Here is a 14,956-nt window from a genome sequence, read left to right on the forward strand (position 1 = left end):
CTGATAAAGCGTCGCAGATCCAGGAGCGGCGCGGGAAAGCGAGGCTCCGCCTCGCTGGTGGAATTTCCTTAACTCCCGGAATCGGTTTGGACGAAGATGGGGGAGCAACCCCATTCCGCAGGAGCCGCGATCGTTCCTGCGTAGCTCGTCATCCGGAGAGCACGTGAATCCGACCCGTCCCACCCTTGAGAAGGGCGCGCTCCTGGGCCTTCTCATGAAGGCCCGCCGCTACCTGGACATCGCCCATCACGTCCGGGGACGCATCCGCATCACGTTCGATTTCGAGATCCTCGCGCTGGGCCGCACCGTCGATCTGCCGAGCCTCCGCGCCGCCTTCGAGCGGATCCACGGCGTCCGGAACGTGCGCTGGAACCTCATGGCCGGCTCGCTGGTCGTCGAATACGATCCGGCTCTGCTGCTTCCCGCCTGGTGGGAAACGCTCGTCCACGGTTCGTCCGAAGGTGCTGAAACCGTGCTGGAAGCCCTTCTCGGGCTCTCCGGCGCGTCCCCGATTCCACCCGTCCAGAAGGAGGTTCATCGATGAACACCGCCCCCGAGGGCTTCCCGACGGGAAGTCCCATCCCCCCGGGAATCGATCCCGAGCTGTGGGCCGCGTGGGCCCGCGCCGGTTTCCCCCAGCTTCCTCCCAAGGGCTGGCCGCCCCCCGCGCCACCGGCTCCCGCTCCGTGGCAGGCCGGTCCGTGGGGTCCCGCCCCGTGGCCTCCCTATCCTCCGCCGGGCTATTTCCCGCCTCCCCCTCCGCCCATGGCGGCTCCCGCTGCGCCCAAGGGCGGCCTGGGCGCGCTGTTCGGAGGCGACGACGGAGGCCTGCTGAAGAGCCTCGCCCCCTGGTTCGACTTCTCCGACAAGGACTTCCTCAAGGGCGCCCTCCTCGGCGCGGCGGCCCTCTACGTCCTCACCAACGAGGGGACGGAGGACAAGCTGATCCGCGGGGCCGCCAAGGCGGCGGGCAAGGTGAAGGCCAAGGTCAAGAAGGCGCGCGCCGCGTTCCGCGAGGCGGCTGGAGATGAGGATCCGTTCGGTTCCGAGGAAGGAGTGAGCCATGTCCCGTCAGAATGAGTGGCCTTACGGCTATCCCTATCCCTACGGTCCGTGGCACAACCACGGCCAGTATCCGCCCCACCCCTCGTCCTATCCCCACGCCGAGCAGCCGGACACCCTGGCCAACCCCAAGTTCCTCCGGGGCCTGATCACCGGTGCCGTGCTCACCTACCTGGTCACCAACGACAAGGTGCAGGGCGCCGCCATCAAGGGGCTGGTGAAGGCCTGGACCAAGGCCCAGGGCGGGTTCGAGGAGATGAAGGAGCGCTTCCGCGACGCCGAGGCCGAGCTGCGCGCCGAGCAGGAGCAGGAGTGAGCAAGCCGACGGCCCCCTCTGGTCTTTCCGCCGGGGCGGGGCCGTCGATCCTTCACGAGCTGCCGGGGCGCCTCCGCGTCGGCCTGCCCGCCCTCCGGGATCCGGATGTGTCGCGGGTGGCGCTGGAACAGCGCCTGGGCTCGCTGCCGGGGGTCCGCGCCGCGCGGGCCAACCGGCGCGCCGGCTGCGTCGTGGTGGAGCATGACGGGCGCCCTGCCACGCGGCGGGGCGTCCTGTCCGAGATCGAGGCCTGGCACCGGGCGCCGGAGGTGGATTCCCTCCCGGATCCCGACGACGGGCCGGATGGCGTCGAGCTGGCCGCGAGCGGGCTCCTGGCGCTTGCCACGCCGCTGCTTCCGCCCCGCCTGAGGTCGGTGGCCACGGCGGCGAACATCGCGCCGGCGGTGTTCCGGGGCGCCTCCACCCTGATCACCCAGGGGCTCAAGGTGCCCGTGATGGACGCCGCCGCCCTGCTGATGCTCACGCTGGGCCGCGGCGATCATCAGGCGGCCAACACCACGGCCTTCCTCCTCCGGCTGGCGGAGTACCTGGAACACCGCACCGAGCGGCGCTCCGAGGATCTGCTGAAGCGCCTCCTCGCCCCCGTGCCCGGCACGGCGTGGGTGGAGGTGGACGGCGAACTCCAGGCGCGGCCCGCGGGCGAGCTCGCGTCGGGGGACGTGCTGGTGGTGGGTCCCGGCGAGATGATCCTGGCGGATGGGCGCGTCCACTCCGGCGCCGCCACCGTGAACGAATCCGTGATGACCGGCGAAAGCCTGCCCGTGGGCTTGGAGCCCGGCGATGCGGTGCGCGCCGGGACGACCGTGATCGAGGGCCGCATCCACGTCCACGCCGAGCGCGTGGGGCGGGAGACGGGCCTCTCGCGGATCTCCAGCTACATCGAGGAGGCGCTGCGGAACCCCGCGCCCACCCAGCGCCTGGCCACCGAAATGGCCGATCGCCGCCTGGGGTACACCCTGGCGCTGGCCTCCGGGGTCTTCCTGTGGACCGGCAGCGTGGATCGCCTGGCGTCCATGCTCCTGGTGGACTTCTCCTGCGCCCTCAAGATTGGCGTGCCGGTGGCCTTCCGCACCGCCATGAAGCATTCCGCGGAGGCCGGCGCCGTGCCCAAGGGCGCCGCCGCGGTGGAATCGCTGGGCCGGGCGGACACGTTCGTCTTCGACAAGACGGGCACCCTCACCACCGGCAATCTGTCGCTGTCCGGCGTCCACACCCTGGATCCCCGCGACTGGCCGGAGGACCGGTTCCTGGCGGTGATGGCGTCCCTCGAGGAGCACGCCCAGCATCCCATCGCGCGGAGCATCGTGGACCTGTCGTCGTTCCGGAACCTGGACCACGTGTCCCACACGCCGGTGGAATTCGTCGTCGCCCACGGGCTGCGCGCCGAGGTGGAAGGGCGGGCGGTGGTGCTCGGGAACCGCCACTTCCTGGAGGCCCACGAGGGCGTGGACTTCGCGGCGGTGGAGGATCGGATCGCGCCGCTGGAGGCCGAAGGCAAGCTGCTGGTATTCATGGCCTGCGACGCCCGGCTGGTCGGGTTCCTGGCCTTCGAGGACGCCGTGCGGAAGGAGACCCGCGAGGTGCTGAAGGGGCTGAGGGCGGCGGGCGTGCAGCGGCTGGTGATGCTCACTGGCGACCGCCGCGGCCCCGCGGAGGCCCTGGGCGCGCGGCTGGGGATGGACCAGGTGATCGCCGAGGTGGAGCCGGAGGGCAAGGCCCAGGTGGTGAGCGACCTCCAGAAGCGGGGCTACCGCGTCGCGTTCATCGGGGACGGCGTCAACGACGGCCCCGCGCTGGCCCAGGCCCACGTGGGGATCGCCATGCCCAAGGGCACGGATCTCGCTCGCGCCACCGCGGACATGCTGCTCCTGCGGGAGGACCTCCGCACGCTGCTCCAGGCGCGGAAGATCGCCCACGCCACCCTCGAGCGCCTCCAGAATCACTTCCGGGTCGCCATGACCGCGAACACCGCCATCATGGGCGCCGCGGGGCTGGGCCTCCTCACGCCCATGGCCAGCGCCACCCTCCACAACGGCACCACCCTGGCGCTGCTGGCGGAGAGCCTGATGGGAGCCTCGGTCGAGACGTAGGCCGCGGATTAAGCCCGGGATTCCCGCCCGAGCTTGTGGTTCAGGTGGTCGAAGTAGTGGCAGTCCTCGGTGAGGAGGTGCCCCTTCACCAGGTCGGTGGCGAGGTAGGTGACCAGGCGCCCGAAATCCATGCAGCCGGTCCTCAGGTCGGCCTGGAGGTTCCGGGCGGCGCCCAGCAGGCGGGCGTGCTCGCCGCGGTGCTGGTCCAGGTCCGGATAGCCGGCCTTGCGGAGGAGAGCCTCCTCGTCGTGGAAGTGCCGCTCCGCGTGATAGAGCAGCGTGTCCAGGCGGGCCTCGGCCACGGAGATGGGAAGCCCCTCGACGATCGCCGAGAAGAGGGCGTTCGACAGGTCGAACAGGAGGATGTGCTGTTCGTCGATGAGGTGGTGGCCGCTGCCGTAGCCCTCCTCCCAGATCAGTTCCAGCAGACCCGTGCTCGCCGAGACGGTGCGGGGGCTGCGGGCGTGATCGCCCACCACGCGGTTGCGGCCCTGGGTCTTGGCGCGGTAGAGGGCCCCGTCCGTCCGGGCGATCCAGGCATCCAGCGGTTCGTGGGCCAGGTATTCCGCGACGCCGGCGCTGAGGGTGACGGGTTCCGCGTCGGGAAAGGCCGTTGCTTCGAGGGCGAGCCGCAGGCGCTCGGCGAGGTTGATCGCTCCGTCCAGGCCCGTGGCGGGGGTGAGGACGAGGAACTCCTCTCCGCCCCAGCGGACGAGGGCGTCGGAGCTCCGCAGCACCGTCCGGAACACCGCCGCCGCCCCAGCCAGGACGCCGTCTCCCGCGCGGTGGCCGTAGGCGTCGTTGATGTGCTTGAAGTGGTCGAGGTCGAGGCTGATGAGGGCCAGCGGGGCCCGCCGCCGGTGGGCCAGGCCCATTTCCATGGCCACGGCCTCCTCGAAGCGGCGGCGATTCCAGGCGCCCGTCAGGCGGTCCCGGCTGGTGCTCTCCTCGAGGCGCACCATGTCCTCCTGAAGGTGCCGGATCTCCTCCGACAGGTCCTTCGTCTGGCGCACGAGGAAGCGGTTCCGGAGCATCGCCTTCCCCCAGGCCAGGCCTGCCGCGCCGACGAGAAGGATGGGAAAGAGGGAGGTGTGCAGGAAACCCGGGAGGGGCATAGACGTGTCCAAACAGGAATGGGGCGTCATCGGAAGGAAAGCGGCGGCCTTGAGTTATGGAGACCGCGGCTTCCCGGTGTCCCTCAGCTCCGTCGGCGGCGGAAGAAGGCCTGGAGCTGTTGTCGGCATTCCGGTTCGAGGAGGCCTCCCTCGAAGGCGAACCGGTGGTTGAGGGCCGCGCCGTCCAGGCTCGCCAACCAGCGGCTGACGCCCACTTTGGGATCCGACGCGCCGAAGACCACGCGGCCCACCCGGGCGTGCACCAGCGCCCCGAAGCACATCAGGCAGGGTTCCAGGGTCACGTAGAGGGTCGCGCCGGTGAGGCGGTAGTTCTTCGCCCAGGCGCCCGCGCTGCGCAGGGCCTGGATTTCCGCGTGGGCGCTGGGATCGTTCAGCCGCACCGGCTGGTTGTGCCCCCGCCCCAGCAGCGCGCCTTCGGAGACCACCACGGCGCCCACGGGCACCTCGTCCAGGCGATCCGCCCGCTCGGCTTCCTCCAGCGCCAGCTTCATGAAGTAGATGTCGTCGCCCGACCACATGGGGACCAGTGTGGCCTACTTCGCACGGGAGGCTCCGACGGGCCTGATTCCCTTCTCGCCCGGGCGGCCGGAACATCGCCGCCGCTCCACAGGGTGGAGACCGTGAGGGACAGGAGGAGGGAAGCGGTGTGGGGCAAAGGAGCAGTATGGCCCATTTCCCCTTGAATAAAAAGGCTGATCCTCGCGTTTGCCGGTCGATACACTCACCTTTGGTCCTTGATGACCGACGGATATTCCATGCCCCGCGACGGCCCGGCCCTCGCGGGGTTTTTGCAGGGCCGCCGAGGGGGAGGCACATGCGCGCGCACTTGATCCTGAAGGACGGCACCCTCTTCCGCGGGCGGGCCCCCCTGGGCTTCGGCGGGAGCGGCGAAGCGGTGTTCACCACCGCCATGGCCGGCTACCAGGAGATCCTCACCGACCCCAGCTTCGCGGGGCAGATGGTCTGCATGACCTTCCCGGAGCAGGGCATCTACGGGATCCACGCGGACCTCAACGAAGGGACCAGGCCCTGGGCCACGGGCCTGCTGTGCCGGCGGCTGACCTTCGATCCCGACCACACCCGCTCCGAGGGCGACCTGGCGGGCTGGCTCAAGCGCCACCGCGTCCCCGTGATGACCGACCTCGACACGCGCGCCCTGACCCAATACCTGCGCGATGGCGGCGCCCAGCCCTCCCTCCTGTGGACGGAGGTGGACGGCGATCTGGACGCCGGCGTGGCCAAGGCGAAGGCGCTGCCGGAGATGACCGGTCAGGCCCTGTGCGCGGAAGTGAGCTGCCGGGACCGCTACGAGCTGAACGCCGGCGGAACCTTCCGCGTGGCGGTGCTGGACGGCGGCATCAAGCAGAGCATCCTCGACCAGCTGGTGGGGGTGGGGCTGCACCTGGAGGTCTTCCCCTGGGACGCTCCGGCCTCCGAGCTGGCGGATGCCCGCTTCCACGGCCTGTTCCTCAGCAACGGCCCCGGCGATCCCGCGGCCCTGTCCGGCATGCAGAAGGAGATCGAGGCCTGCGTGGGGAAGCTGCCGATCTTCGGCATCTGCCTGGGCCACCAGCTCCTGGGCCAGGCCTTCGGGGGGCGCACCTTCAAGCTGAAGTTCGGCCACCGCGGCGCCAACCAGCCGGTGCATGACCTCACCACCGGCCGCATCGAGATCACCGCCCAGAACCACGGCTTCGCGGTGGACGAGGCCAGCCTCCCGCCGGACATCGAAGTCACCCACCGGCACCTCAGCGACGGTACGGTGGAAGGGCTGCGGCACACGAAGCTGCCCATCTTCTCCTTGCAGCACCATCCCGAAGCCAGCCCTGGCCCCCACGACGCGCATCCGGCGTTCCGGCGGTTCGTCGAGCTGATGGAAACCTTCCACAAATGACTGAATCGAAACCGCAGATGCCGCAGATCGCGCAGATGAAAACCGGCCCTGCTTCGTCTGCGTCATCTGCGACATCTGCGGTTGATCAAGAGGTTCTCTGATGCCGAAGCGAACGGATCTGAAGAGCGTGCTGGTGCTGGGGTCGGGACCGATCCAGATCGGGCAGGCGTGCGAGTTCGACTATTCGGGCACGCAGGCGCTGAAGGCGCTGCGGGAGGAGGGGATCCGCACGGTCCTCCTCAACTCCAACCCGGCGTCGATCATGACGGACCCCGGGCGGGCGGACGCCACCTACATCGAGCCCCTGACGCTGAGCGTGCTGGAGAAGATCATCGAGGCGGAGAAGCCCGACGCCATCCTGCCCACGGTGGGAGGCCAGACCGCGCTGAACCTGGCGATGGAGGCCCACCATTCCGGCCTCCTGGAGCGCAGCGGCGTCATGCTGATCGGCGCCCAGCCCGAGGCCATCAAGCGCGGCGAGGACCGCCAGCTCTTCAAGGCCCTTATGGACGACCTGGGACTGGAGACCTGCCGGGGCGGCTTCGCCCACAACATGGCCGAGGCCCGCGACCTGCTCAAGCTCACGGGCTTTCCCGCGATCATCCGGCCCAGCTTCACGCTCGGCGGCAGCGGCGGCGGGATCGCCTACAACGTGGACGAGTTCGAGACCATCGTCGCCCGCGGCCTGGACCTGAGCCCCACCAAGCAGGTGCTGATCGAAGAGAGCATCCTCGGCTGGAAGGAATTCGAGCTGGAGGTGGTGCGCGACCTGGACGACAACGTCGAGGTGATCTGCTCCATCGAGAACGTGGATCCCATGGGCGTCCACACCGGGGACAGCATCACGGTGGCCCCGGCGCTCACGCTGACGGATCCCGAGTACCAGCGGATGCGCGACGCGGCGCTGGCGGTGATCCGCGCCGTGGGCGTGGAGACCGGCGGCTCCAACATCCAGTTCGCGCTGGACCCCGAGACCAGCCGGATCATCGTCATCGAGATGAATCCCCGCGTGAGCCGCAGCTCCGCCCTGGCGTCGAAGGCCACGGGCTTCCCCATCGCCTGGGTGGCCACGAAGCTGGCGCTGGGCTACCGGCTGTGGGAACTCCCCAACGCCATCACGCGCATGACCAAGGCCGCCTTCGAGCCCGTGCTGGACTACGTCGTGGTGAAGATCCCCCGCTTCACCTTCGAGAAGTTCCCCCAGGCCGAGAAGGTGCTGGGCACGCAGATGAAGAGCGTGGGCGAGGTGATGAGCCTGGGCCGCAGCTTCCAGGAGGCCCTGCAGAAGGCGGTGCGCTCGCTGGAGGAAGGCCACCGCGGGATCTCGGGCGCTCTCGAAGGCAAGCTGGACTTGGGCCGCCTGAAGGAGCACCTGATCACGCCCGGCCCCCAGCGCCTGTTCTGGATCTACCACGCGCTCAAGGCCGGCCACAGCGTGGAGGAACTGCACCGCCTCACGAAGATCACCGCCTGGTTCCTCCGCGAGATCGAGGAGATCGTGGTGCTGGAGGGCCGCCTGCGCAGCTTCCCCGTGGACCGCCTGCCCGAGGAACTGCTGGAGAAGGCCAAGCGCGCCGGGTTCGCGGACGCCCAGATCGGCGTGTTCTGCTCGGGCACCGAGGCCGAGGTCGCCGCGCGGCGCGAGGCGCTGGGCCTGCGTCCCGCCTACAAGCGGGTGGACACCTGCGCCGGCGAGTTCAAGGCGGAGACGCCCTACCTCTACGGCACCTGGGAGGACTACAGCGAAGCCGAACCCACCGACCGGCCCAAGGCCATCGTCCTGGGCAGCGGCCCCAACCGCATCGGGCAGGGCGTGGAGTTCGACTGCTGCTGCGTCCAGGCGGTGGAGGCCATCCGCGCCAGCGGGGTCGAGGCCATCCTGATCAACTGCAACCCCGAGACCGTCAGCACCGATTTCGACACCAGCGACCGCCTCTACTTCGAGCCCCTCACCTTCGAGCACGTGAAGGCGGTGGTGGACCGCGAAGCCAGCACCGGCAAGCTCCTGGGCGTGTTCGCCCAGTTCGGCGGACAGACGCCCCTGAAGCTGGCGTCGCCCCTGGACGCCGCGGGCGTCAAGCTGCTGGGCACGCCGCTGAACACGATCATGGACGCCGAGGACCGCGAGCGCTTCGGCCAGGCCCTCAAGCGCCTGGGCATCCCGGCTCCGGCCTGGGGCATGGCCACCAGCTTCGAGCAGGCCCGCGAGGTCGCCCAGCGGCTGGCCTATCCCGTGATGGTGCGGCCCAGCTTCGTCCTGGGCGGCCGGGCCATGGCCGTGGTCTTCGACGACGCGGGCCTGGAGAAGTACATGCGCGAGGCGGTGGCCGTCAGCGAGGACCAGCCGGTGCTGCTGGACCGCTTCCTGGACGGCGCGCAGGAGCTGGACATCGATGTGGTCTGCGACGGCGAGGAGGTGGCCATCGCGGGCCTCCTGGCCCACATCGAGGAGGCGGGCATCCACAGCGGCGACAGCTACGCCGTGATCCCGGCCCTGGGCGTGCCCCAGGAGATCCTGGAGACCGTCGGAGGCTACGCCCGGAAGCTGGCGCTGGACCTGGGCGTGCGCGGGCTGATGAACCTCCAGTTCGCCGTGAAGGACGGCGTCGCCTACTGTCTGGAGGCCAACCCCCGGGCCAGCCGCACGGTCCCCTTCGTGAGCAAGGCCACGGGCGTGGACTGGGCCGGCGTGGCCGCCCGCATCGGGTTGGGCCAGACCCTGAAGCAGCAGGGCATCACGGACGGCGTGCCGCGGGCGGTCTCGGTGAAGGGCGTAGTCTTCCCCTTCGCCAAGTTCCCCGGCGTGGATCCGATCCTCGGCCCCGAAATGAAGAGCACGGGCGAGGTCATGGGCATCGGCGAGACCTTCGGCGAAGCCTACGCCAAGGCCCTGCTGGCGGCGGGCATCCCCCTGCCGCTGTCGGGCACCGTCTTCCTCACCGTGAACGACGCGGACAAGGCCCGCCTTCCGGATCTGGCCCAGAAGCTGGTGGCGCTCGGCTTTGGGCTGTGCGCCACCGAAGGGACGGCGCGCACCCTCGAATCCGTGGGCCTCAAGGTCCGGCGGATCTTCAAGGTCAACGAAGGCCGGCCCAACGCCGTCGATCTCCTCAAGAACGGCGAGGTCCAGTGGGTGATCAACACCCCCCTGGGCCGCGAGGCCTTCTTCGACGAGAGTTCCATCCGCAAAGAGGCCCTCCGCCTGAAGATCCCCTGCCTCACCAACCTCAGCGCCGCCCTCGCCGCCTGCGAAGCCGTCGAGACCCTGCGCGGCGAGATGAAGGTACGGGCCATCCAGACGCTGGGCTGAAGCAACCGCGAAAGACGCGAAAGGGCGCGAAAAAAGAATTCGTACCGCTGGGCGTTCGGAAGATCAAAGGATCATCGCCAAGGCCCCCCGTGCCCTGCTTTCGCGTCCTTTCGCGCTTTTCGCGGTTACAGTCTTTGGTTCTGGAGGTTCCATGTCCGTCGACGACCGCATCCAGTCCTTCCTCGCGTCCGATTCCTTCGCGGTGGTGGGCGCCAGCTCCGACCGCTCGAAGTTCGGGAACAAGGTCCTGCGCTGCTACCAGGAGCATGGGAAGGAGGTCTATCCCATCAATCCGCGGGCGGAGGAACTGGAAGGGCTGAAGGCCTATCCCTCGCTGGCGGCGCTGCCGGTGAAGGTGCCGGCGATCTCGGTCATCACGCCCCCGGCCATCACCGAACAGGTGGTGCGCGACGCGGCGGCGGCGGGCGTGAAGCACGTCTGGATGCAGCCCGGCGCCGAGAGCGACGCGGCCATCCGCACGGCGGAATCCCTGGGGCTGAGCGTCATCGCCGGCGGCCCCTGCCTGCTGGTGGTCCTGGGCTTCCGGGGCTAGGCCCCGTGTCCGGAGACCGGCCGCCCGTCCTGCTGTTTCCCGGCCAGGGGACGGAGGGCGTGGGCATGTCCGCGGGCTGGGACGGCCACGAACCCTGGGTCCGCACGCTCGAAGCCGCGGAAGCCCATGTGGGCCGCCCCCTGCGGCGCCTGATGGCGGAAGGGCCGGTCGAGGCGCTGCGCGCCCAGGACTGCGCTCCGGCCGCGGTCCTGGCGCATTCCGTGGGCGTCTACCGCGCGTGGCGGGCGACGGTTCCCTTCGAGCCCCTCGCGGGCGCAGGTCACAGCATGGGGTTCTACTCGGCCCTGGTGGCCGCGGAAGTGGTGCCGCTGGAGGCCATCCTGGACCTGTTCGCCGAGGTGGATCGCCTGGGCGCCGCGGCCTTCGAGGCGCCCATGGGGATGGCGTTCGTGATCGGCGCCTCCGAAGCGGAGGTCCGCGGCGCGCTCGCGGAGCGGCCGGATCTGGTGCTGTCCAACCGCAACGGCCGCGCCCAGTTCACGGTGTCGGGTCCCCGCGCGTCGCTGGAGGCCCTGGTGGAGGCGCTCCGTCCCGTGGCGATGAAGGCGGGGCTCCTGCCGGTGCAGCATCCTCTCCACGGCCCCCACATGGCGGCGCTGCTGCCGCCCCTCGCCCGTCGCCTGGCCGCCGTCCGGCCCGCGGCGCCGCGCTTTCCGCTGATCTCCTCCTTCGACGGGCGGCTGATCGCGGAGGGCGCCGCGGCCTGGGACGAAGGCCTCGCCACCGTGGCATTGCCGGTGGATTGGCTGGCCGTGGTGGCGCGGCTGAAGGCCCTTGGCGCGCCTTTGGCGGAGTGCGGCCATGGGAGCCAACTGGCGGGGCTGACCCGCTGGGCGGACCGGGAGCTGGTGGTCCATTCCCTCCAGGCGCCGCGGCCCGTAGCCGAGGGAAAGTAAAAAATCGGCCAATTTTTGGTGACCGCCGCCGGGACATCGCTTCCCTGATCTGGCATCATGCCCCCTGACTCCTTCTCAGGACCGCCCGATGCCGGCCCCTTCTCTCCTCCTCGGTGATGCGCTCGCCAACCGGTGTTCCCAGGTTCTGTACCGCTGCCTGGAGGAGGTTGGAAGCACCAAGGGCGCCCTCTACCTCCGGCCTTCGGGCGGCGGCGGATTCCAGGTGGTGAGCTTCTACGGCTGGCCCCGCGGGACGCGCCCCCCCGTGGCTCTGGCGGAGGATCATCCCCTCGTGGTGAAGGTCCACCGGGAACGGCGGGCCTTCGTGGTGAACGACGCTTCCGGCTCACCCGAGCTGGCCGCGTTCGGGCAGGGCGGGGAATGGCCCCGCTACTTCATCGCGCCGGTCTACCTCCAGGGGGACTGGGTGGGCCTTCTGGTCCAGCGGGACCGGATCAAGGGCGGGACCTTCGACCTGGAGCGCGACGGGCCTCCCACGCTGGCCATCTGCGAGGATCTGGCCGCGGGGCTGAAGGTCTTCCGGTTCGACGGGGGCGGAGAGGCGGTACCCTTCCGGGACCCCCAGCCCGAGGTCACCTCTCCCGGCACGGGCGTGGACTTCGTCCCGACTTCCCCCGGGACGGGGGTCGAGGCGCTGCCCACGGCCGCCGCCTTGATCGACGAGGTGGCGCCTCCGCCGGAGCGCCTGCTTCCTCCGCCGGGGCTGGGCGCCGAGAGCGTGCCGGCGGGCGAGAACCGCCCCCCGGCCAGCGGCCCCGGGCAGCAGGAGCACCTGTTCGGGTTTCTCGGCGGACAGGCGGGCTACGCGCCCCTGCCGTGGGAAGGCGACCGCACCCTCAGCGGCTGGGTGGCGCCCGCGTCCGACGAAGTCCCCCGCCGGCCGGGGATGGTGCCCCCGGAGCAGCGGGCCTACTTCTGGGAGGTGGCCGGGTTGCTGGGCGAGATCCTGTCGGCCAGCGCCGTGGTGCTGTGGATCGAGGATCCGGAGGAGATCCGGCCGCTGCTGGCCTACAGCATGTTTCCCCTGTCCGCGGACCTGCAGCAGCAGATCCTCGCCCACGCCACCTTCCACCTTCCGGAGGTGCGGGAGCCGGAACTGCGCCTGATCACGCGGACGGAGATGCCCGAGGTCCCCGAGCTGAAGGGCGCGTTCGCCACCTACCTCCCGCTGCTGCTCAACGAAGCGCCCCACGGCTACGACCTGCTGATGGTGTTCCGGGTGGAGGACCACTCGTTCTCGCGGACGGAGATCGAGGCCATCCATCAGCTGGCGCGGATGCTGGGCCTCTACCTGCAGGAGGCGCGGCTGCACGAGCGCTACCACCACGCGTTCCTGTCCGTGAGCCACCGCATCCTGAAATCCGGCGAGGCCCGCGTCCCGGCCCTCCGTCCCCACAGCCTGGCCACGGCCCGGCTGGCGCGGGAGCTGGCCCTCCGCCTGGAGCTGCCCACGGAGGAGGTGGAGGCGATCAGCATCGCGGCGATCCTGCACGACGTGGGGATGCTGATGCTCGATCCCGGGATGCTCGCCAAGGCGCAGCTGACGGACGACGAGATGCGGAAGGTGCGGAACCATCCGGAGCTGGCGGCGGTGTTCCTGCGCGACCTCCGCTTCCCCTTCGACGTGGTGCGGATGATCCGGCACCACCACGAGCGCTGGGACGGCCGCGGGTATCCCGAGGGCCTGCGCGAGACCGCCATTCCCATCGGCAGCCGGATCATCGGGCTGATCGAGGCCTACGAGGTGATGACCAGCGGGAAGGGCTACCGGCGCCCCCGGGGCTTCCGGCAAGTCCTGGCGGAGATCCACAACGAGGCGGGCTCCCAGTTCGATCCCACCGTGGTGGAGGCCTTTTCCGACCTGATGACCAGGAAGGATGGGCGGGCCTGATATTTTGAAGGGAGGAGCATCCATGCCCTCTCGCCGTTCCCAGCGCGGATTCACCATGGCCCTCGCCCTCGCCCTGGCGGTGGTGATGGGCCTGATGCTGATGAAGAGCGGGCCGAACATGATCGCCGAGGTCCAGCGGGAGAACGAGGCGGAGCTGATCTTCCGGGGGGAGGCGATGGCCACCGCGCTGCGGATCTACTTCGCCAAGGCCGGGCGCTATCCCACGGACCTGGACGAGCTGATGAAGGTCCGCCCCCGGATCCTCCGGCAGAAGTACAAGGACCCGATGACCGCCGACGGGCAGTGGGAGCTGATCACCCAGGTGCAGCCCGGCGCGTCGGGCAACAAGGACGGGCTGCCCATCGTGGGGGTCCGCAGCCACAGCATGCTGGACAGCTTCCGCATCTACCAGAACAAGACGCTGGTCCACGACTGGATCTTCACGGCGGACCAGAACCTGCTGGGCGTGGCGCCGGTGGTGGACGATGAGAAGGTCCGCTCCCTCCTCAAGGGGACCGTGAGCAAGGGCACCACCGACGCGGCCACGACGACCGCGACCAAACCCTGATGCGCCCTTCCGCGGCTTTGGCCGCCCTGCTCCTGATGCCCGCCCTGGCCGCCCAGGATTTCCAGGCCTGGGCCCGCGGGCTGGAGGCCCGGAACATCGCCGTTTCCGCCGGGATCTGGGACGTGGAGACGGGCAGGGCGCTGGAGCGGTACCTGGACGGCCAGGCCCTCGTTCCCGCCAGCACCACCAAGGTCGTCACCACCTACGCCATCCTCAAGACCCTCAAGCCCGAATCCGTCATCGAGACGGAGGTCTGGGGCGACCTCCGCGACGGCGTGGTCCAGGGGGACCTCACCTTCAAGGGCGACGGCGACCCGCTGTTCACCAGCGAGCGCATCTGGATGTTGGCGCAGAGCCTGAAGCGCCAGGGCGTCCGCCGCGTGACCGGCAGCGTGCGGCTGGACCAGAGCGCCTTCGACGCCCAGCGTCGGCCCGTGGGATGGGAGAACACGTCCGCCGACACGCTGCCCGAGGTGAGGGCCCTCTCCGTCAACTTCAACCGGGACGACAACGGGCGGCCCGTGGCGGATCCCGATCGCGCCGCGCGCGAGACCCTCCAGCGGATCCTGCAGGAATCCGGAATCCCCGTCGAAGGCCGCGTTCCCGCGGTGGAACCCATCGCCGGGCCCGCGCCGCGAAAACTCGCCGCGTGGACCTCGCCTCCCCTGCGGGCGGTGGTCCAGGACGTCAACAAGTGGTCCAACAACTTCATGGCGGAGATGCTGGTGCGCCGCTTCGGCGCCGGCTCCTGGCCCCGGGGCGTCCAGCGCGTCCAGGACTTCTACCGCACGGCCTTCGACCTCGGTCCTGACGCCATCCGCATCACGGACGGCTCGGGGCTGAGCAAGGAGAACCGCCTGTCGGCGCGCATCCTCGCCATCATCCTGCGGGGCGCCTACCACGACTTCGAGGTGGGTCCCGAGTTCGTGTCTTCGCTCAAGATCATCGGAGGCGAGCCCTGGCAGCTGCGGGTGAAGGACGCCAACCTCGCGCGCCGCGTGCGGGTGAAGACCGGCCACCTCGACCGCGTCACCAGCCTGTGCGGCTATCTTCAGACCCTGGACGGCCGGGTGCGCGTCTTCGCGATCCTCCTGAACGGCGCCGCGCGGGAGGAGGACATCTGGGAGCAGGTCTCCCGCTGGGCCAACGAGGCGCCGCCTCCATAGTTGATCTGCAG

General features: G+C 70.0%; 13 protein-coding genes. 11 read left to right on the top strand and 2 right to left on the bottom strand.

Going from position 1 to position 14,956, the window contains the following annotated elements:
* Nucleotides 1–163 precede the first annotated feature (163 nt).
* Genes RAH39_RS04650 through RAH39_RS04665 form a run of 4 tightly spaced genes read left to right on the top strand, consistent with a single transcriptional unit; the run spans nt 164 to nt 3,489 of the window.
* Nucleotides 164–544: a hypothetical protein gene (locus tag RAH39_RS04650; RefSeq protein ID WP_306591638.1), complete on the top strand. Its 381-nt coding sequence runs from the start codon at nt 164–166 to the stop codon at nt 542–544.
* Nucleotides 541–1,080, top strand: a complete 540-nt coding sequence (locus RAH39_RS04655; protein ID WP_306591639.1) for a hypothetical protein — start codon at nt 541–543, stop codon at nt 1,078–1,080. Before RAH39_RS04650 ends, RAH39_RS04655 begins: the two co-directional genes overlap by 4 nt.
* Complete coding sequence (locus RAH39_RS04660; RefSeq protein ID WP_306591640.1) at nt 1,064–1,378, top strand: hypothetical protein; 315 nt, start codon at nt 1,064–1,066, stop codon at nt 1,376–1,378. The genes RAH39_RS04655 and RAH39_RS04660 overlap by 17 nt, the downstream gene beginning before the upstream one ends.
* The gene (locus RAH39_RS04665) at nt 1,375–3,489 is read left to right on the top strand and encodes a heavy metal translocating P-type ATPase (protein ID WP_306591641.1); all 2,115 of its coding nucleotides are present in this window, start codon (nt 1,375–1,377) and stop codon (nt 3,487–3,489) included. The genes RAH39_RS04660 and RAH39_RS04665 overlap by 4 nt, the downstream gene beginning before the upstream one ends.
* Nucleotides 3,490–3,497: 8 nt before the next feature.
* Here RAH39_RS04665 and RAH39_RS04670 read toward each other — a convergent pair whose 3' ends face one another.
* Together RAH39_RS04670 and tadA are read right to left on the bottom strand one after the other, a co-directional pair.
* The gene (locus RAH39_RS04670) at nt 3,498–4,604 is read right to left on the bottom strand and encodes a diguanylate cyclase (RefSeq protein ID WP_306591642.1); all 1,107 of its coding nucleotides are present in this window, start codon (nt 4,602–4,604) and stop codon (nt 3,498–3,500) included.
* Nucleotides 4,605–4,687: 83 nt separating this feature from the next.
* The gene (gene tadA / locus RAH39_RS04675) at nt 4,688–5,143 is read right to left on the bottom strand and encodes a tRNA adenosine(34) deaminase TadA (RefSeq protein WP_306591643.1); all 456 of its coding nucleotides are present in this window, start codon (nt 5,141–5,143) and stop codon (nt 4,688–4,690) included.
* 296 nt (nt 5,144–5,439) lie between these two features.
* On the opposite strand from tadA, the gene carA reads away from it, so the two are divergent.
* From carA to RAH39_RS04710, 7 genes are all read left to right on the top strand, one after another.
* Nucleotides 5,440–6,519: a glutamine-hydrolyzing carbamoyl-phosphate synthase small subunit gene (carA, locus tag RAH39_RS04680; RefSeq protein ID WP_306591644.1), complete on the top strand. Its 1,080-nt coding sequence runs from the start codon at nt 5,440–5,442 to the stop codon at nt 6,517–6,519.
* Between the two features lie 100 nt (nt 6,520–6,619).
* Nucleotides 6,620–9,829, top strand: coding sequence for a carbamoyl-phosphate synthase large subunit (carB, locus tag RAH39_RS04685; RefSeq protein ID WP_306591645.1), 3,210 nt, complete (start codon nt 6,620–6,622; stop codon nt 9,827–9,829).
* A gap of 151 nt (nt 9,830–9,980) precedes the next feature.
* Nucleotides 9,981–10,382, top strand: coding sequence for a CoA-binding protein (locus tag RAH39_RS04690; RefSeq protein WP_306591646.1), 402 nt, complete (start codon nt 9,981–9,983; stop codon nt 10,380–10,382).
* 5 nt (nt 10,383–10,387) lie between these two features.
* Complete coding sequence (locus RAH39_RS04695; protein ID WP_306591647.1) at nt 10,388–11,299, top strand: ACP S-malonyltransferase; 912 nt, start codon at nt 10,388–10,390, stop codon at nt 11,297–11,299.
* 88 nt (nt 11,300–11,387) lie between these two features.
* Nucleotides 11,388–13,211: an HD-GYP domain-containing protein gene (locus RAH39_RS04700; RefSeq protein ID WP_306591648.1), complete on the top strand. Its 1,824-nt coding sequence runs from the start codon at nt 11,388–11,390 to the stop codon at nt 13,209–13,211.
* Between the two features lie 22 nt (nt 13,212–13,233).
* Nucleotides 13,234–13,779 (top strand): type II secretion system protein, encoded by a 546-nt coding sequence (locus tag RAH39_RS04705; RefSeq protein WP_306591649.1) that lies wholly within the window; start codon nt 13,234–13,236, stop codon nt 13,777–13,779.
* Entirely contained in the window at nt 13,779–14,945 is a 1,167-nt protein-coding gene (locus tag RAH39_RS04710; RefSeq protein WP_306591650.1) for a D-alanyl-D-alanine carboxypeptidase/D-alanyl-D-alanine-endopeptidase, read from the top strand. The genes RAH39_RS04705 and RAH39_RS04710 overlap by 1 nt, the downstream gene beginning before the upstream one ends.
* Nucleotides 14,946–14,956: the final 11 nt, after the last annotated feature.

It is taken from the genome of Geothrix sp. 21YS21S-4 (assembly GCF_030845995.1).
Lineage (GTDB): Bacteria > Acidobacteriota > Holophagae > Holophagales > Holophagaceae > Geothrix.

Excerpts from the sequence above, each read along its gene's own strand:
- RAH39_RS04655 (WP_306591639.1), top strand. The coding sequence starts at position 541 with ATGAACACCGCCCCCGAGGGCTTCCCGACGGGAAGTCCCATCCCCCCG.
- RAH39_RS04660 (WP_306591640.1), top strand. The coding sequence starts at position 1,064 with ATGTCCCGTCAGAATGAGTGGCCTTACGGCTATCCCTATCCCTACGGT.
- RAH39_RS04670 (WP_306591642.1), bottom strand. The coding sequence starts at position 4,604 with ATGCCCCTCCCGGGTTTCCTGCACACCTCCCTCTTTCCCATCCTTCTC.
- tadA (WP_306591643.1), bottom strand. The coding sequence starts at position 5,143 with ATGTGGTCGGGCGACGACATCTACTTCATGAAGCTGGCGCTGGAGGAA.
- carA (WP_306591644.1), top strand. The coding sequence starts at position 5,440 with ATGCGCGCGCACTTGATCCTGAAGGACGGCACCCTCTTCCGCGGGCGG.
- carB (WP_306591645.1), top strand. The coding sequence starts at position 6,620 with ATGCCGAAGCGAACGGATCTGAAGAGCGTGCTGGTGCTGGGGTCGGGA.
- RAH39_RS04690 (WP_306591646.1), top strand. The coding sequence starts at position 9,981 with ATGTCCGTCGACGACCGCATCCAGTCCTTCCTCGCGTCCGATTCCTTC.
- RAH39_RS04700 (WP_306591648.1), top strand. The coding sequence starts at position 11,388 with ATGCCGGCCCCTTCTCTCCTCCTCGGTGATGCGCTCGCCAACCGGTGT.
- RAH39_RS04705 (WP_306591649.1), top strand. The coding sequence starts at position 13,234 with ATGCCCTCTCGCCGTTCCCAGCGCGGATTCACCATGGCCCTCGCCCTC.
- RAH39_RS04710 (WP_306591650.1), top strand. The coding sequence starts at position 13,779 with ATGCGCCCTTCCGCGGCTTTGGCCGCCCTGCTCCTGATGCCCGCCCTG.